The organism is Pseudomonas sp. NPDC086581 (genome assembly GCF_044746165.1).
Lineage (GTDB): Bacteria > Pseudomonadota > Gammaproteobacteria > Pseudomonadales > Pseudomonadaceae > Pseudomonas.
Genome location: NZ_JBIVBR010000006.1, coordinates 133995 through 151973 on the forward strand (window position 1 = coordinate 133995; position 17979 = coordinate 151973).

The 17979-nt window shown below is 66.0% G+C and carries 15 protein-coding genes; 7 read left to right on the forward strand and 8 right to left on the reverse strand.

The window, feature by feature from the left end; genetic code table 11:
• The first annotated feature begins 39 nt into the window (after nt 1-39).
• Nucleotides 40-1476 carry a multidrug transporter subunit MdtD gene (gene mdtD, locus ACIPK7_RS14045; RefSeq protein ID WP_192436026.1) on the forward strand — a complete coding sequence of 479 codons (1437 nt, stop codon included), beginning with the start codon at nt 40-42 and terminating at the stop codon, nt 1474-1476.
• Here mdtD and ACIPK7_RS14050 read toward each other — a convergent pair whose 3' ends face one another.
• A complete protein-coding gene (locus ACIPK7_RS14050) occupies nt 1477-1989 on the reverse strand; it encodes a RimK/LysX family protein (protein WP_192436027.1) in 513 nt (170 codons plus the stop codon). It abuts the gene before it with no gap.
• Nucleotides 1990-2099: 110 nt separating this feature from the next.
• Nucleotides 2100-2309: a cold-shock protein gene (locus ACIPK7_RS14055; RefSeq protein WP_138213067.1), complete on the reverse strand. Its 210-nt coding sequence runs from the start codon at nt 2307-2309 to the stop codon at nt 2100-2102.
• A 321-nt stretch (nt 2310-2630) separates the two neighbouring features.
• On the opposite strand from ACIPK7_RS14055, the gene dbpA reads away from it, so the two are divergent.
• Nucleotides 2631-4007, forward strand: coding sequence for an ATP-dependent RNA helicase DbpA (dbpA, locus tag ACIPK7_RS14060; protein WP_401088365.1), 1377 nt, complete (start codon nt 2631-2633; stop codon nt 4005-4007).
• Nucleotides 4008-4236: 229 nt separating this feature from the next.
• Complete coding sequence (gene yccS, locus ACIPK7_RS14065) at nt 4237-6432, forward strand: YccS family putative transporter (RefSeq protein WP_401088367.1); 2196 nt, start codon at nt 4237-4239, stop codon at nt 6430-6432.
• A gap of 29 nt (nt 6433-6461) precedes the next feature.
• Here yccS and ACIPK7_RS14070 read toward each other — a convergent pair whose 3' ends face one another.
• The 6 genes from ACIPK7_RS14070 to rpmE all read right to left on the reverse strand — a co-directional run bounded on the left by ACIPK7_RS14070 (nt 6462) and on the right by rpmE (nt 12076).
• Nucleotides 6462-7196: an ABC transporter substrate-binding protein gene (locus ACIPK7_RS14070; protein ID WP_192436030.1), complete on the reverse strand. Its 735-nt coding sequence runs from the start codon at nt 7194-7196 to the stop codon at nt 6462-6464.
• Nucleotides 7197-7258: 62 nt separating this feature from the next.
• Entirely contained in the window at nt 7259-8032 is a 774-nt protein-coding gene (locus ACIPK7_RS14075) for a phosphatase PAP2 family protein (RefSeq protein ID WP_401088369.1), read from the reverse strand.
• 179 nt (nt 8033-8211) lie between these two features.
• Nucleotides 8212-9480 carry a malic enzyme-like NAD(P)-binding protein gene (locus ACIPK7_RS14080; RefSeq protein WP_401088371.1) on the reverse strand — a complete coding sequence of 423 codons (1269 nt, stop codon included), beginning with the start codon at nt 9478-9480 and terminating at the stop codon, nt 8212-8214.
• 103 nt (nt 9481-9583) lie between these two features.
• Complete coding sequence (locus ACIPK7_RS14085; RefSeq protein WP_401088373.1) at nt 9584-11035, reverse strand: M48 family metalloprotease; 1452 nt, start codon at nt 11033-11035, stop codon at nt 9584-9586.
• The gene (locus ACIPK7_RS14090; RefSeq protein ID WP_401088375.1) at nt 11032-11784 is read right to left on the reverse strand and encodes a thermonuclease family protein; all 753 of its coding nucleotides are present in this window, start codon (nt 11782-11784) and stop codon (nt 11032-11034) included. Before ACIPK7_RS14090 ends, ACIPK7_RS14085 begins: the two co-directional genes overlap by 4 nt.
• A 76-nt stretch (nt 11785-11860) precedes the next feature.
• The gene (gene rpmE, locus ACIPK7_RS14095) at nt 11861-12076 is read right to left on the reverse strand and encodes a 50S ribosomal protein L31 (protein WP_276231214.1); all 216 of its coding nucleotides are present in this window, start codon (nt 12074-12076) and stop codon (nt 11861-11863) included.
• A gap of 175 nt (nt 12077-12251) precedes the next feature.
• On the opposite strand from rpmE, the gene ACIPK7_RS14100 reads away from it, so the two are divergent.
• The 4 genes from ACIPK7_RS14100 to hslV all read left to right on the forward strand — a co-directional run bounded on the left by ACIPK7_RS14100 (nt 12252) and on the right by hslV (nt 17956).
• Nucleotides 12252-14513, forward strand: a complete 2262-nt coding sequence (locus ACIPK7_RS14100) for a primosomal protein N' (RefSeq protein WP_401088377.1) — start codon at nt 12252-12254, stop codon at nt 14511-14513.
• A 203-nt stretch (nt 14514-14716) separates the two neighbouring features.
• Nucleotides 14717-16456 carry an arginine--tRNA ligase gene (gene argS, locus ACIPK7_RS14105; protein ID WP_401088379.1) on the forward strand — a complete coding sequence of 580 codons (1740 nt, stop codon included), beginning with the start codon at nt 14717-14719 and terminating at the stop codon, nt 16454-16456.
• Nucleotides 16457-16462: 6 nt separating this feature from the next.
• On the forward strand, nt 16463-17275 hold the full coding sequence (locus ACIPK7_RS14110; protein WP_192436035.1) for an SPOR domain-containing protein: 813 nt from the start codon (nt 16463-16465) through the stop codon (nt 17273-17275).
• Nucleotides 17276-17419: 144 nt separating this feature from the next.
• Nucleotides 17420-17956 (forward strand): ATP-dependent protease subunit HslV, encoded by a 537-nt coding sequence (gene hslV / locus ACIPK7_RS14115; protein ID WP_017520170.1) that lies wholly within the window; start codon nt 17420-17422, stop codon nt 17954-17956.
• Nucleotides 17957-17979: the final 23 nt, after the last annotated feature.

Below are 17979 nucleotides of genomic sequence, written 5' to 3' on the forward strand. Positions count from 1 at the left end.
TTCCCTAAGCTAGAGCCATTCCCGCCCGACGGACCGACCATGAGCGAACCCTTCATCCTCACGCCCCGAGTGGCCCGCCTGCTGCCCTGGCTGGTAGCCATCGCCTTCTTCATGCAGGCCCTGGATGGCACCATCCTCAATACCGCCCTGCCAAGCATGGCCCGCTCTCTGGCGGAGGACCCGCTGCGCATGCAAGGCGTGGTGATCGCCTACCTGCTCACCGTGGCGCTGCTGATCCCCTCCTCCGGCTGGATTTCCGACCGCTTCGGCACGCGCCGGGTATTCCTCTTTGCGATCTTCCTGTTCAGCCTCGGCTCGCTGCTCTGCGCGCTCTCCACCAGCCTCGGCACCCTGGTCGGCGCGCGGGTGGTACAGGGTATCGGCGGTGCGCTGATGATGCCGGTCGGGCGCCTGGTGATCCTGCGCGTGTACCCGCGGACGGAGCTGGTGCGCATCCTCAGCTTCGTCACCATCCCCGGCTTGCTAGGCCCGCTCGCCGGCCCGACCCTGGGCGGCTGGTTGGTGGAGTACGCCAGCTGGCACTGGATCTTCCTGATCAACCTGCCGGTGGGGCTGGTCGGCTTCATCGTCGCCCTGCGCCTGATGCCGGACCTGCACGGCGTGCGCGCAACGCGCTTCGACTCGATCGGCTTCCTGCTCTTCGGTGGCGCCATGGTGCTGATCACCATCGCCCTGGAAGGCCTGGGCGAGCTGCATATGCCCCACGTCCGCGTGGTCCTCCTGCTGGTCGGCGGGTTGGTACTGCTGGCGGCGTATTGGCTGCGCGCACTGCGTATCGAATCGCCGCTGTTCCCGCCGGCGCTGTTCCGCACCCGCACCTTCGCGGTGGGGGTGCTGGGCAACCTGTTCGCGCGTCTGGGCAGCGGCTCCCTGCCCTTCCTCACGCCGCTGCTGCTACAGGTTGGCCTCGGCTTCTCGCCGTCGCGTGCGGGGATGACCATGATCCCGATGGCGCTCGCGGCCATGCTGATCAAGTCGTTGGCAAGGCCGCTCCTGGACCTGTTCGGCTACCGCAAGCTGCTGGTGAGCAACACGCTGCTGCTGGGGGCGATGATCGCCAGCCTCGGGCTGGTGGACCAGAACACCTCCTACATCCTGCTGCTGGTGCAACTGGCGGTGCTGGGCGGGATCAACTCGCTGCAGTTCACCGCGATGAACACCCTGACCCTGATCGACCTGCGCGACGACAACGCAAGCGCGGGCAACAGCCTGCTCTCGGTGGTCATGCAATTGTCCATCGGCATGGGCATCGCCTGCGCGGCGGCACTGCTGGGCGGCTTCACTGGCGATCAGGAAAGCGTGCAGGATGACGTGCTGTCAGCCTTCCACGCGACCTACTTCAGCGTCGGCATCCTCTCGATGCTGGCGGCGGCGATCTTCTTCCAGCTCAACGCCGAAGACGGTCGTACCACGCCACGCCGAGTCGAGCCGGAGCATGGCGTCGACGAGCACTGATCAGGGCTTGCAGGTGGGCGCGACAGTCTGCGTCTTCGAAGCGTCCACCGCGCCCAAGTGTTCCAGGGTACGGCGGCCGAGCAGTACCGGGTAATCCAGGGTCTGGCGGTCACGGAGGGTGAACTGTTCGCGGTAGACCTTGCCGCCCAGGCATACGTCCATCAGCACCACCGGGCTGCGCTCGACGCCGCTCTCATTCTTGAACTTGAGCACACGCTCGACGCGCCGCTCGAAGGGCAAGCGCTGCTCCTTACCCGTGGCAGGATCGGTGAGCATCACGTCGTACTGCACCCAGCGCTCGCCGTTCTTCTTGATCCGGACGATGTTGCGCGCATCCATCACCGACGTCTGCGCACCGGTATCCAGCTTGGCCTTGAGCGGCGCCTGCTCGGGCATGAGCATGAGCGTTTCCACCCAGCCCCAGGTGGTGGGCTGCGTGGGGGCGTCGGCGGCAAGGGCGCTGCCCGAGAAGAGCAGGGCGGCGAGCAGCAGTCGGAAGGCGGGCGATGGCATGGATGGCGGCTCCGGAAAAACGATGGCGGCACTATAGGCATTCAGAACATAGGCAATAAAAAACCCCGGATGTTTCCACCCGGGGTTTCTTGGCTGACGCCAGGAAGCGCTTAGGCTACCTGTACGCGCTCGGCCTGCATGCCTTTCTGGCCCTGCACGACTTCGAAGGTGACCTTCTGGCCTTCGGCCAGGGTCTTGAAGCCGGTACCTTCAATGGCGCGGAAGTGTACGAACACGTCCGGGCCGCTTTCCGGGGTAATGAAGCCGTAGCCTTTGGTCTCGTTGAACCACTTGACGGTGCCGTTCTGACGATTCGACATGGTGTTCTCCTTGGAACGTATTTTTGAAATTAGCCACGAATGGCCAGGAACTGAGTTGCAAGGAGTTACAAGGAGTCGAGCAGGACGGGGTGGAAGAACCGACCGCATCAGGTCACGATCGACGGCGACCCATGCAAACACAGTGCAGAAACTCTACGACAAAAATCTGAGGAAAGCGAATCTCTTGAAAAAACCGCGGAGCACCACCTGGAGAAAATCGGACGAGCGGCCTCAAACCCTTGCCATATCGGCTTCTCAGCCCTGCTGGCGATGCTCTCCTGCTACACTGCGCGGCCATATGGATTCACCCGGGTTCCCTTCGTGACCACCTCTGCATTTTCCAGCCTCGCGCTGTCGGCCGACCTGCTGGCCAACCTCGACTCTCTCGGCTACCGCGAGATGACGCCGATCCAGGCCACCGCCCTGCCGGCGATCCTCAAGGGCCGCGATCTGATTGCCCAGGCCAAGACCGGCAGCGGCAAGACCGCTGCCTTCGGCATTGGCCTGCTCAGCCCGCTGAATCCGCGCTACTTCGGTTGCCAGGCGCTGGTGCTGTGCCCGACCCGCGAGTTGGCCGATCAGGTCGCCAAGGAAATCCGCCGCCTGGCCCGCGCCGCCGACAACATCAAGGTACTGACCCTTTGCGGCGGCACGCCTTTCGGCCCGCAGATCGGCTCGCTGGAGCACGGTGCCCACGTGGTGGTCGGCACGCCCGGTCGCATCCAGGAACACCTGCGCCGCGGCACCCTTAAGCTCGAAGGCCTGAACACTCTGGTACTCGACGAAGCCGACCGCATGCTCGACATGGGCTTCTACGACAGCATCGCCGACATCATCGGCCAGGTACCGGCGCGCCGGCAGACCCTGCTGTTCTCCGCCACCTACCCCGAGGGTATCGACCAGTTGGCGGCGAAGTTCCTGAAGAACCCCGAGCGCGTGGAAGTGGAAGCACTGCACGACGACAGCCAGATCGAACAGCACTTCTACGAGATCGATCCCAAGCAGCGCCTCGATGCCGTCGTCCGCCTGCTTCAGCATTTCCGCCCGCAGTCCTGCGTCGCGTTCTGCCATACCCGCCAGCAGTGCATGGAAGTGGTCGAGCAGCTTAACGCCCGCAAGATTTCCGCTTTGGCCCTGCATGGCGATCTGGAACAGCGCGAGCGTGACCAGGTGCTGACCATGTTCGCCAACCGCAGCTGCAGCGTGCTGGTGGCCACCGACGTGGCCGCACGCGGGCTGGACATCGCCGCATTGGAAGCGGTGATCAACGTCGAACTGTCACGCGATGCGCAGATCCACATTCACCGTATCGGCCGCAGTGGCCGCGCAGGCGAAAAGGGCCTGGCGCTGTCGCTGGTCACTCCCGCCGAAGCCAATCGCGCGCAGGCCATCGAAGACCTGCAGGGTAAGCCGCTGAACTGGGAGCGCATCGATTTCCTCAAGGCCAACGACACTCCGCTGCTGCCGGCTATGACAACCCTGGCCATCGCCGGCGGGCGCAAGGACAAGCTGCGTCCCGGCGATATCCTCGGCGCGCTGACCGGCGACGCCGGACTCAAGGGCACGCAGGTCGGCAAGATCGCCATCTTCGATTTCCAGGCCTTCGTCGCGGTCGAGCGCGACATCGCCAAGCAGGCGCTGAAGCATTTCAACGAAGGCAAGATCAAGGGTCGCTCGTTCAAGGCGCGGATTCTCTGACACCGATGCCCTGTTTGATTGGGGCATCCTGCAGGAGCGAGGGGAACGCCTAGTTATTGCTCGCGAACGTGCCATCCGGCAGCGCCAGAATTGGGAGTTCGCGAGCATGCTAGCTCCTGGAAAAAGCCTCTCTGCGCAGCCAGGACACTTGCGTGTCGCCCTCGCGATAGCCGCGCCCGGAGCGATCCGCTAGTCTGAGCGGCAGACACCCGGAAGTCCCGCCACGCGCATGTTCTCCTCCCCACTGCTCCAGTCTCTGCGGCGCCTCTGGGCGCTGGACAAGTTCGCCTACAGCCTGCGGGTGTTCGTCGCCCTCAGCGGGGTCATGCTCGCGTGCTGGCTGCAGGGTCGCCCGGAGCTGGTGATCCCGCTGTTCCTCGGGGTCATCGCCAGCGCCCTGGCGGAAACCGACGACCACTGGCTGGGCCGCCTGCAGGCGCTGCTGGTGACCCTGGCGTGCTTCACCATCGCCGCGCTGGCGGTCGAACTGCTGTTCCCCTACCCACACTTGTTCGTCGCCGGGCTCGCGCTCTCGACCTTCGCCATGACCCTGCTTGGCGCCCTGGGCGAGCGCTATGCGGCGATCGCCTCGGCCACCCTGATCCTGTCGATCTACACCATGATCGGCGTCGACCAGCGCGGCGGCACGCCCACCGACTTCTGGCGCGAACCCCTGCTGCTGGTGGCCGGTGCGCTCTGGTACGGGCTGCTGTCGGTGCTGTGGAACGCGCTGTTCGCCAATCAGCCGGTGCAGCAAAGCCTCGCCAAACTGTTCCTCGAACTGGGCGAGTACCTGAAGATCAAGTCGACCCTGCTGGAGCCGCTGCGTCAGCTCGACGTCGAGGCCCAGCGTCTGGCGCTGGCGCGGCAGAACGGGCGGGTCGTGGTGGCGCTCAACCAGGCCAAGGAAACCATCCTCGCCCGGCTGTCCCACGGCAGGCCGAGCCCGAAGATCAGCCGCTACCTGAAGCTCTACTTCATCGCCCAGGACGTCCACGAGCGCGCCAGCTCCTCGCACTACCCATACAACCAGCTGGCCGAAGCCTTCTTCCACAGTGACGTGCTGTTCCGCTGCCAGCGCCTGCTCAATCAGCAGGGCAAGGCGTGCAAGGCGCTGGCGAAGGCGATCCAGTTGCGCCAGCCGTTCGATTACAACGACAGCGAACTGGCCCTGGCCGACCTCAACGCCTCGCTGGAGTACCTGCGCCAGCAGGGCAACCCGGCCTGGCGCGGGCTGCTGCGCTCCCTCGGCGCGCTGGCGGCCAACCTCACCACGCTGGACCGCAAGCTCAGCGGCGCGAGCAACCCCGACATGCTCGACGACGAGCAGGACAGCACGCTGCTGGACCGCTCGCCGCGCTCATTCAAGGACGCGCTGGAGCGCATCCGCCTGCAGGTCTCGCCGACCTCACTGCTGTTCCGCCACGCCCTGCGCCTGTCGCTGGCGCTGGCCGCCGGCTACGGAATGCTGCACCTGATCCACCCGACCCAGGGCTACTGGATCATGCTCACCACGGTGTTCGTCTGCCAGCCGAACTACGGCGCCACGCGCATCCGCATGGTGCAGCGGATACTCGGCACGCTGGTCGGCCTGGTGGCTGGCTGGGCATTGATCGACCTGTTCCCCAACCCGCTGATCCAGTCGCTGCTGGCGGTGGTCGCCGGGGTCGCCTTCTTCGCCACGCGGAGTACCCGCTACACCCTGGCGACGGCGGCGATCACGCTGCTGGTGCTGTTCTGCTTCAACCAGGTGGGCGACGGCTACGGGCTGATCCTGCCGCGCCTGTTCGATACCCTGCTCGGCGCGCTGATCGCCGGCATCGCGGTATTCCTGATCCTGCCCGACTGGCACGGACGCAGCCTGCACCGCCTGGTCGGCGGCACCCTGGCGTGCAACAGTCGTTACCTGCGGGAAATCATGCAACAGTACGCCAACGGCAAGCGCGACGACCTCGCCTACCGCACCGCCCGGCGCAACGCGCACAACGCCGACGCGACGCTCTCCACCACGTTGTCGAACATGCTGCTGGAGCCCGGCCACTTCCGTAAGGACGCAGAGATCGGCTTCCGCTTCCTGGTGCTGTCGCACACCCTGCTCAGCTACCTTTCCGCCCTCGGCGCGCACCGCAACCAGCTGCCGCCGGACGTCAACGACGACCTCATCGCCGAAGCCGCCGAACGCCTGACCAGCAGCCTCGACGACATCGCCGCGCGCCTCAACGAGAGACGCCCGGTGGATATCTACAGCGACGAGGAAGACGCGCTGGCCAAACGCCTGGAAGAACTGCCGGAGGAACAGGACGACGCCCACCGACTGGTGCAGACCCAGTTGGCACTCATTTGCCGACAGCTCACACCATTGCGCACCCTGGCGGCGCACCTGCTGAAGAAGGATCTCGGCGCGGAACAGATCGAAGCCGCCTGACGCACTTCTGCAGGGAAATGCAGCGACCGCTACAGCCCGTGCTCGCGCATCAACTCGTCGTAGCTGCCGTCCTGGTGCATCTCGCCGATCGCTTTGTTGAACGCCGCGATGATCGCCGCGTGGTCGGGCACATGCCGGCCGACCAGGATGTGCAGGCCATTCTCGGTCAGCGGCACCGGCAGGAAATCCAGCTGCCCCTTGAGTTCGGCGAGGTCACCGTTGAAGTGCACTCGCGCGGTGATCTCGTCTTCCAGCGTCAGGTCCACCCGCCCGGCCTGCAACATCAACGCTGCGTTGACGAAACTGAACACCGGTACCCGCTGCAGTTTCGGATCGTTGTCGAATGCCTGGGAATAGGCATATCCGCGCACCATGGCGATGCGATACGGGTAGAGGTCGGCCAGTTTGGCGAAGGTGATGGATGAGCCCTTGCGCTTGATCAGACGTACACGATTGACCAGGTAGGGCTCGGAATACACCCCGAAGGATTCCCGCTCCGGCGAATACCAGGCATCCGCCACCAGATCGTACTCACCGTTGGCCACGCCGTGCAGCACGCGCGGCCAGGGCACTTCGATGTACTCGCTGGCATAACCGGCACGCTTGAGCGCCGCCTGCACCAGGTGCACCGCCACGCCGTTGCCGGGCAACTGGCGATCCGCGTAGGGCGGCCAGCGATCCGCCGCGATGCGCAGCACTTCCCCGGCCCGCGCCGCGCCGGTAACGCACAGGAACAAGAGGATCAGCAACAGGCGCAACGGCATCGGGTTTGTCGTCCAGAGAGAAGCTTTCAAGACTAGACGCTGCCCACGGCGTCGCGCCAACCTCAGAACAGCATCGCCGCGCGCAGGCTCATGCCGCCGCCGGTTTCCGGCACCACTGTCACGTTGTAGCGTTCGCTTTCCGGGCCTTCGAGGAACAGGTTGTAGGTGAAGTTGGCGAAGAAGTTGCCCACCGCCATCCCGACCAGCACATCGGTGGGATAGTGCTTGTCGCCTTCCACGCGCGACAGCGCGGTCAGCCCGTCAAGGGTGTAGAGGCCAGCCTTGGCGGTGTAGCGCCAGGTCGGGTCCATGTCGATGTAGTCCAGGTTGCGGCGGGTGAAACTGGTGTGCACGGCGGTCACGGCGGTGTGCTTGGAGGGGAAGGAGTCGTCGGGAATCCCGTCCGGCCGCTCACGCCCGGACCATTCCTTGGCCTCCTCGACGAAGCCGGTCACCGCGTAACGGTCCGCCGCCAGCAGCGTCAGATTGCGCCCGCGCCAGCTCCACTTCTCCTCGCTGCTCACGTCCTTGGGCGAAGCCACCAGGGCGGTGACGACGCTCAGGCCGGTGGCGAGGTTGAGCATGCGGTCGGCCGCCTGGTTGGCGTCGCCGCCGAAGAACCAGTCGTGGTTGCTCGCCGACTTCTGCCACGAGTGGTCCCACCCGCCCGCGGCGATGACCGCCGCACCGGCCACCGGCGCCCAGACATCAGCACTGGTGACGGCGCGCTGCGCCGAGTTCCCCACGCGCTCCCAGCTCATTGGCGGTGCTCCTGCGCAACCGATGAGCGCGGCGCTGGCCGCAAGAGTGGCGACTGCCAGCAAAGTCCGATTCATGATTTCCCCCATGCGCCCGGCCCGCTCCAGGGCAGCGGACGCGTCAATGCATGAGCGGGGAAGGATAGTCCGGTACGTTCTGAAGGCCCCTGCCTTCAGTCATTAATCGGTAACTCTTCGTTTCCTTCAGCGGAAAAAGAAAAACCCCGCCGAGGCGGGGTTTTTCGAATCAGACGGAATCAGCCTTTGAAGACGTCTTCCACCGACTGCAGCGGATAGTGCTTCGGATACGGCAAGGTCGCCACGCCGGTCTCGATGGCGGCTTTGGCCACGGCGTCGGAAACGACGGTGATCAGGCGCTTGTCCATCGGCTTCGGAATGATGTACTCGCGGCCGAACTCGATGGCGCTCACGCCGTAGGCGTCGCACACGTCCTTGGGTACCGGCAGCTTGGCCAGGTCACGCAGGGCCAGGGCGGCGGCGATCTTCATCTCTTCGTTGATGCGGGTGGCGCGCACGTCCAGGGCACCGCGGAAGATGAAGGGGAAGCCCAGTACGTTGTTGACCTGGTTCGGGTAGTCCGAACGGCCGGTGGCCATGATCACGTCGTCGCGGGTGGCGTGGGCCAGTTCCGGCTTGATTTCCGGGTCCGGGTTGGAGCAGGCGAAGACGATCGGGTTCGGCGCCATGCGCTTGAGGTCGTCCGGGCTCAGCAGGTTGGCGCCGGACAGGCCGACGAATACGTCGGCGCCTTCCAGGGCGTCAGCCAGGGTGCGCTTGTCGGTCTCGGTGGCGAACACGGCCTTGTATTGGTTCAGGTCGTTACGGCCGGAGTGGATCACACCCTGGCGGTCGATCATGTAGATGTTCTCGACCTTGCCACCCATGCTCACCAGCAGCTTCATGCAGGAGATGGCGGCGGCACCGGCGCCCAGGCAGACGATCTTCGCGGTTTCCAGCTTCTTGCCGGCGATTTCCAGCGCGTTGAGCATGCCGGCGGCGGTCACGATGGCGGTACCGTGCTGGTCATCGTGGAAGACCGGGATGTCGCACTGCTCGATCAGCGCGCGCTCGATCTCGAAGCACTCGGGTGCCTTGATGTCTTCCAGGTTGATGCCGCCGAAGGTGATGGAGATGCGCTTGACGGTATCGATGAAGGCCTGCGGACTCTCGGCGTCGACTTCGATGTCGAACACGTCGACACCGGCGAAGCGCTTGAACAGCACGCCCTTGCCTTCCATGACCGGCTTGGAGGCCAGCGGGCCGAGGTTGCCCAGGCCGAGAATGGCGGTGCCGTCGGAAATGACCGCGACCAGGTTGCCCTTGCCGGTGTACTTGAAGGCCAGTTCCGGATCACGCGCGATTTCGCGCACCGGCTCGGCAACGCCCGGGCTGTACGCCAGCGACAGGTCGCGGGCGGTGGCGGTCGGCTTGGTCAGCTCGACGCTCAGTTTACCGGGGCGGGGTTGGGCGTGATATTCGAGGGCAGCGGTCTTGAGATCAGACATTTGGGCACTTCCGCTTTTGTTGCTTGTTGGACAGACGGGGGTCCGAGCATACGCACAAACCCCGCACCTGCCAAGGTAGCCCAAGCCCCTGCTGTCAAGACCTCTAGCGTACGACTTTCAGCCAGTCGCCAGCTTTTGGCTGACCAGTTGGATACAAGTCATTCAATAAACGTATACGATTTATCGAGTCAGATTCCGGACCGGATTCGGCCTTCGCGAACTGCTCGACAGTCTGCCCGGATTTGACCTGAATGACGGCGATCCGGCGGGGTTGTGCGAGTTTCTGCTCGTCGGCGCGCATCGGCCGGAAGCTGCGGATGACCTGCATGAAGTGATCGTCTTCGCTTTCCAGCGAGGCGCGACCTTTGACCACACCGATGAACAGGTAGGCGCGGTCCTTCTGGTAGATCACGGCGGCGCGGCGGGCCGGCGAGCCGGGCACGACACCGGTGGCCACCTCCAGGCCGGCCTGCTGGAAACTTTCTTCGTTCGATAACCGCCCGCCGGCGCCCTTGCGCAAGTATTCCGCCGGAGTCAGCTGGCCTTCGCGGGGCACCAGCTTCATGCCGATGTAGGCCTGCTGGTCGGCGGTGTAGCCCACCAGCGCGGTCGGCTGGTTGAGGATGCCCCAGCCCGACGGGTAGGTCAGGGTGAAGTCCAGCTCGGAGTGGTAGAAGCTCTGCCCGCGGCGCACGCCGCTGGAGGCTGAGTCGCCGAAAGGCATGCCGTCGATGGCCTTCAGGTAACGCTCGGCGCCGATCTCGTGCTGGCTGTTGGCGGCCAGGGTCTGGGCGGGGCCGATGACCTGCTTGAGGCGCTGGTCGTTGTCCGGGTGGGTATCGAACAGCCCGTGGTAGCCGACCGGCTGGGTCGCCTGGCCCTTGCGCGCCGCCTCGTCGCGGGCGAAGTCTTCCTGGTTCTTCAGCACCCGCACCACCTGGATCATGGCGGTCGGGTCATAGCCGGCACGGGCCAGGTACTTGGCGCCCAGGCCGTCGGCCTCCAGCTCCATGTCGCGGCCATAACCGCGCACGAAGGCAGTGCCGAGCACGTTGGTGAGGTCCGCGGCGGCGCCGACGCCGGTGCCGATGGCCACGGCCTGGCCGAGGATGTTCCAGGCGCTGGACTGGCTCTGCTGGCGCACGCTGTGGCGGGCAGTGACGTGGCCGACCTCATGGCCGAGCACGGCGGCCAGCTCGGCTTCGGAGCCCAGGTAGGCCATCAGCCCGCGGTGGATATAGATGTAGCCGCCGGGCAGGGCGAAGGCGTTGATGTCGGGGGTGTCGATGACCGTGAAGTGATATTGCAGGTTCGGCCGGTCGCTGGCGCGGGCAACCCGCTCGCCGACCTGCTGGACGTAAGCCTGCAGCTTGCCGTCTTCATAGCGCGGATACTGCTGGGAGATCTGCTGGCTGTACTTCTGCCCCATTTCCAGCTCGCTCTGCTCGCTCATCATCACGAAGTCAGACTTGCCGGTGGCCGGGTTGGTGGCGCAGCCGCCGAGGACACTCAGCAGCGCCAGCAGGGTCAGAATTCCGAACGAGCGCAAGCTCATGGCAATACCTCCATCATCGCCGGGTCGGTCACAGGCAGCATCCAGCGCGCCTGTCCGGGTTTTACGCCACCACGCTCGGCGCGGTCGATGACCCAGCCGCGCGCCTCCACCTGTCGACCCTTGAGATCGCGCAGGGTTGCATCGTCAAAGCGCTTCACGAGTCTGGCCTCGATCCGCAGCACCAGCGGGCCGTCGAGATCGATCCACAGCCCGCCGCGATTGCGTTGTACCTGCTCGACCCGTCCGCGAACCACTGCGAATCCGCTTTCGTGAAGTTGTTCCGCCGTCTGCACCGGCGAGCGCTTCCACAGGCCGAGCCCGGCGCTGCGCGCTTGCCGCTCGGCAGCCTGCTGGCAGGCAGTGAGGTCGGTGTTCGGAGCGATAGCTACAAGGTAGCCCAGGCCTTCGGCGAGCAGGCGGGATTCGAGGTTGTTGCCGTGGGCGTCATAGGCGTGGGCCAGGGTGCGGCCGTACTTGTCCTTGCCCTGCTGGCCGGCAACCAGGCCGACCTCGCCGTCATTGGCCGCCACCAGTTGCTGCAGACGGCGCTGGGCTGCCACCGCGAAGGGCTCTTCGGAGCGGCCGCGATGGGCCAGTTCCGGGGCGTTGACGCCAATCAGGCGGACGCTGCGACCGTCCGCCAGCTTGAGCGTGTCGCCGTCCACCACCCGCGCCACGCGCACCGTTTCCGGCGACGAAGGCTGCGGGCAGGCAGCGGCGCTGGTGTCCAGGGGAAAAAGGACGGCCATAAAAAAGGCGCCCACAAGGGACGCCTTTTTCGAATTACCGTGAAAAACCATCGTGGGCCTTTCCCGGAAATCGATCTTACTTCTTGCCGCCGAACATGGCGAAGCGCTGGTTGAAGCGGTCGATACGGCCGCCGGTGTCCAGAACTTTCTGCTTACCGGTGTAGAAGGGGTGGCACTCGGAGCAGACGTCCAGGTGAATGCCCTTGCACAGGGTGGAACGGGTCTTGATCACGTTGCCACAGCTGCAGGTAGCTTCGATTTCTTCGTACGCGGGATGGATTTCCGGTTTCATGGTCTCTTCCTCTCAGTGGTGTGCCGCCACCCAGTCTCTGGCAGAAGCCGAGCCACGGTCATCGAGGACCGCGGGCGGGATCTTTTACCGGGCACCGCACGGAAATTAAGGGCGTGGATCATACCAGAGAACGCTTTCAACGCAAGATCAGGCATGACCGACCGTCGCATCGCCCATGCTACCATCCGACGCTCCCCGCCGCCCCGGAATCCGTCGCGTGCCGTCACCGTCCATCCTGCGTCTCGCCCTGCCCTCGCCGCTGCGCCGTCTATTCGATTACCTGCCTCCGCGCGGGGTCGACGTGGCGCGCCTGCAGCCCGGCGTGCGCCTGCGCGTGCCATTCGGCCGTCGCGAGATGGTTGGCGTGCTGGTGGACAAGGTGGAAAGCTCCGAGGTCCCGGCAGACAAGCTGCGCCCGGCCCTGGCCGTACTCGACCGCGAGCCGCCGATGCCGGCGCATCTGCTGGAGCTGTGCCGCTGGACGGCGCAGTACTACCAGCACAGCCTGGGCGACACCTTTTCCTGGGCGCTGCCCAACCTGCTGCGCCAGGGCGACCCGGCCGAGGCGCGCCAGCAGCGCTTCTGGCATGCCGAACCCGGCGCCCGCGAGGAAGACCCGCGTCTGGCCCGCGCGCCGCGCCAACGCGAGACGCTGAAGATCCTCAAGCAGCATCCCCACGGCGTCGCCCACGACCTGCTCAGCCAATTGCAGATCAACAAGGACAGCCTCGACCTGCTGCAGGAAAAGGGGCTGGTCACGCTGGAGGTGCGCGTCCACAGCGTGGCGCCGCACCACGGCCCGTGGCTGGCGCAGGCGGAACTGCCGCTGAACGCCGAGCAGCGCGCCGCCTTCGAGGCCGTCCGCGCCGGGTTTGGCAGTTTTCACAGCTTTCTCCTGGCTGGCGTCACCGGCAGCGGCAAGACCGAGGTCTACCTGCAGCTGATCCGTGAGACCCTGGAAGCCGGCAAGCAGGCGCTGGTGCTGATCCCCGAGATCAACCTCGGCCCGCAGACCCTGAGCCGCTTCGAGCGCCGCTTCAACGCGCGCATCGCCCTCCTGCACTCCGCGCTGACCGACCGCGAGCGCCTCGACGCCTGGCTGGCGGCCCGCGACGGCGAGGCGGACATCGTCATCGGCACTCGCTCGGCGCTGTTCACCCCGATGAAGAATCCGGGGCTGATCATCATCGACGAGGAGCACGACGCTTCCTATAAACAGCAGGAAGGCCTGCGCTACCACGCCCGCGACCTGGCCATGGTGCGCGCGCGGCTGGAGAACGTGCCGATCCTGCTGGGTTCCGCCACCCCCGCGCTGGAGAGCCTGCACAACGCCCAGAGCGGCCGCTACGACCTGCTGCGCCTGACCCAGCGCGCCGGCGGCGCGCACCAGCCGAAGTTCCACCGCCTGGACGTGAAGAGCCTGCCGCTGGACTCGGGCATCTCCATGCCGCTGCAGCGTTCGATCAAGGAAACCCTGGCCGCCGGCCAACAGGTGCTCGTCTACCTGAACCGCCGCGGCTTCGCCCCGACCCTGCTGTGCCACGACTGCGGCTGGATCAGCCAGTGCCCGCGCTGCGACGCGCGGATGACCGTGCACCAGGGTAGCGGCGAGCTGCGCTGCCACCACTGCGACCACCGCGAGCGGCCGCCGCGCAACTGCCCGAAATGCGGCACGGTAGACCTGCGCCCGGTCGGCGCCGGCACCGAGCGCGCCGAGGAGCGCCTGCGCATTCTCTTCCCGGATTACCCGGTGCTGCGCATCGATCGCGACAGCACCTCGCGCAAGAACGCCATGCGCGATTTGTTCGCCACTATCAATAAAGGTGAGCCATGTATCCTGGTGGGCACGCAGATGCTCGCCAAGGGGCACCATTTCCCGCGCGTCACCCTGGTGGCGATCCTCGATGCCGACGGCGGGCTGTTCTCCGCCGACTTCCGCGCCAGCGAGCGCATGGCCCAGCAGATCGTCCAGGTCGCCGGCCGCGCCGGACGCGCCGAGGAACCGGGTCGCGTGCTGATCCAGACCCACCTGGCCGACCACCCGTTGCTGGTGCAGCTCACCGAGCAGGGCTATTTCGCCTTCGCCGACCAGGCCCTCACCGAGCGCCGCTCCGCCGGCCTGCCGCCCTTCTCGCACCTTGCCCTGCTGCGCGCCGAGGCGCACAAACCGGGGCAGGCCGAAGGCTTCCTCGACGAAGCCTGCGCCGAGGCCGAGCGCCTTCAGGCGACCCTCGGCCACGAGGTCGACCTCCTCGGCCCGGTGCCCGCGCCCATGGAACGCCGTGCCGGCCGCTACCGCGCGCAGCTGCTGCTGATGAGCACCGCCCGCGCGCCGCTGCACCGCCTGCTGACGCCCTGGCTGCAAATACTCGAAGGCATGCCCAGTGGGCGCCAGGTGCGCTGGTCGCTGGATGTGGACCCGATCGACCTCTTCTGACAGATGTCCCGTACGGATAAAACCGTCCGGGCTTGCGCATCCGTCCTACATTGACTTCCATCAGCCGCGACGGATGGCGCAGCGGCGAGACTGAACAAGGAGCGCTCCGCGGTTGGCAAGCCATGCCCGGCCACGGATAATGCACGGTTCTGAGCCCGATAACCGGTCGCGCGCGCCGGATGCACGCGAGCACGGAGAAAACCATGAAAGACACGATTCGCCACCTGATCCAGCAAGCCCTTGTCAGCCTCACCGAAGACGGCACCCTGCCGGCCGGCCTGACGCCCGACATCCAGGTGGAGAACACCAAGGACCGAACCCACGGTGACTTCGCCAGCAACATCGCCATGATGCTGGCCAAGCCGGCCGGCATGAAGCCGCGCGACCTCGCCACCAAGCTGGTCGCCGCCCTGCCGCAGAGCCCGGAAGTGGCCAAGGTCGAGATCGCCGGCCCCGGCTTCCTGAACTTCTTCCAGGACCAGGCCTGGCTCGCCGCCAGCCTCGACAAGGCCCTTGCCGACGGCCACATCGGCGTACGCAAGGCCGGCGCCGCCCAGCGCGTGGTGGTGGACCTGTCCTCGCCGAACCTGGCCAAAGAGATGCACGTCGGCCACCTGCGCTCGACCATCATCGGCGACGCCGTCAGCCGCGTGCTGGAGTTCCTCGGCGACACCGTGATCCGCCAGAACCACGTGGGCGACTGGGGCACCCAGTTCGGCATGCTGCTGGCCTACCTGGAAGAACAACCGGTGGACGCCCAGGCGGAACTGCACGACCTGGAAGTCTTCTACCGCGCCGCCAAGAAGCGCTTCGACGAATCCCCAGAATTCGCCGACCGCGCCCGTGAGCTGGTGGTGAAGCTGCAGGCCAACGACCCCAAGTGCATTGCCCTGTGGACCCGTTTCAACGACATCTCCCTGTCGCACTGCCAGAAGGTCTACGACCTGCTGGGCGTGAAGCTGACCATGGCCGACGTGAAGGGCGAGAGCGCCTACAACGACGACCTCGCGCAGGTGGTGGCCGACCTGACCGCCAAGGGCCTGCTGGTCGAGAGCGACGGCGCGCTGTGCGTGTTCCTCGACGAGTTCAAGAACGCCGAAGGCGAACCACTGCCGGTGATCGTGCAGAAGGCCGGCGGTGGCTACCTCTACGCCACTACCGACCTCGCCGCCATGCGCTACCGCCACAAGGTGCTGCACGCCGACCGCGTGCTGTACTTCGTTGACCAGCGCCAGGCCCTGCACTTCCAGCAGGTGTTCGAAGTCGCCCGCCGCGCCGGTTTCGTCCCGGCCAGCATGGAGCTTGAGCACATGGGCTTCGGCACCATGAACGGCGCCGACGGCAAGCCGTTCAAGACCCGCGACGGCGGCACCGTGAAGCTGATCGACCTGCTGATCGAAGCCGAAGAGCGCGCCTATACCCTGGTGAAAGGCAAGAACCCCGACTTCAGCGAACAGGACCTGCGCCAGATCGCCCATGCAGTCGGCATCGGCGCGGTGAAGTACGCCGACCTGTCCAAGCACCGCACCAGCGACTACAGCTTCAACTTCGACCTGATGCTGAGCTTCGAGGGCAACACCGCGCCGTACCTGCTATATGCGTACACCCGCGTGGCGAGCATCTTCCGCAAGCTGGGCAAGACCTATGACGAAGTGGGCGGCAGCATCCACCTGCAGCAGCCCCAGGAAATCGCCCTGGCCGCGCAGCTGGCGCAGTTCACCGATCTGCTCAACAACGTCGCCGTAAAGGGTGTCCCGCACATCCTCTGCGCCTACCTGTACGAGCTGGCCGGCCTGTTCTCCAGCTTCTACGAGCACTGCCCGATCCTCACCGCCGAAGACCCGGCGCAACAGGAAAGCCGCCTGCGCCTCGCCGCGCTGACCGGCCGTACCCTCAAGCAGGGCCTGGAGCTGCTGGGCCTGGAAACCCTGGAGCGTATGTAAGCACCCATGGCGAAGAAGAAACCCGCTCCCAAGCGCGGCGCCAGCCGCTACCAGGCCCCGGCCAAGAAGACGTCGGTCCCCGGCTGGGTCTGGCTAGTCGCCGGCCTGGCCATCGGCGGCTTCATCATGTTTCTGATGAAGCTGGAGCCGGGTCGCAACGACGTCAAACGCGAGAAGCCGGAAGCGCCCAAGACCATGGTCGGCTCCAACAAGCCTTCCGGCACCGTGCAGCCGCAACAACCGGCCGCGCCCACCGGCGTGAAGCCCAAGTACGACTTCTACACGCTGCTGCCGGGGTCGGAAGTCGCCGTGCCGCCCGAAGCCGTGCCGCCGCCGGCCAAGCCGCAGCAACCGGCGACCGTGGTTGCAACCAAGGAAGAAGCCGAGAAGATCGACACCCAGCGCGCCCTGGCGGCGCTGAGTGGGCAGAATCCGCCTCCGCCCGCAGTGGTCAAGCCGGCAACGCCCGCCACGCCGCCCGCGACCCAGGTGGCCAGCGCGCAGAAGCAGGCGCTGCCGCAGGCCCCGGCCAGCGATACCGTGCCAGCCAAGCCGACGCCGCCACCGGCGGTGGCCGCAACCCAGTACTACCTGCAGGCCGGCTCGTTCCGCAAACAGACCGACGCCGACCACCTGCGCGCGCAGATCATCATGATGGGCCAGAACGCCCGCGTGGAGTCCGGCACCGTCCGCGACGAAACCTGGTACCGCGTCATGGTCGGCCCCTATGGCGACCGCGCCAAGGCCTCCGCCGCGCAGAAACAACTCGCCGGCAACGGCTTCAGCAACCTGCTGTTACAGCAGCGCCAGACCCGCTGAACCCCGGCCACTCCAAGGCTTGCGCCGACGGGCGGCGCGCGAAATGCGCGCTACTCGTCCGGCGCAGGACTTGAACCCCGCCTTTCCAGTCCCCATCTGACTCTGCATTCGGGCACATCGCCCCGCTAGTGTGGAGTAAGACCCTTGACCACCATCGTATCTGTCCGCCGTAACGGCAAAGTCGTCATGGGCGGCGACGGCCAGGTTTCCCTGGGCAACACCGTGATGAAAGGCAACGCGAAGAAAGTCCGCCGCCTGTACCACGGTGAAGTACTGGCCGGCTTCGCCGGCGCCACCGCCGATGCCTTCACCCTCTTCGAACGCTTCGAGCAGCAGCTGGAAAAACACCAGGGCCACCTGGTGCGCGCCGCTGTCGAGCTGGCCAAGGACTGGCGTACCGATCGCTCCCTGAGCCGTCTGGAAGCCATGCTGGCGGTAGCCAACAAGGACGCCTCCCTGATCATCACCGGCAACGGCGATGTGGTCGAACCCGAGCACGGCCTGATCGCCATGGGCTCGGGCGGCGGCTTCGCCCAGGCGGCGGCCCTGGCTCTGCTGCAGAAAGGCAGCGACGACATGAGCGCCCGCGAGATCGCCGAGACCGCACTGAACATCGCCGGCTCCATCTGCGTGTTCACCAACCAGAACCTGACCCTTGAGGAGCTCGACAGCGCTGTCTGAGCGCTGTCGTTCCGGAGTAGCAC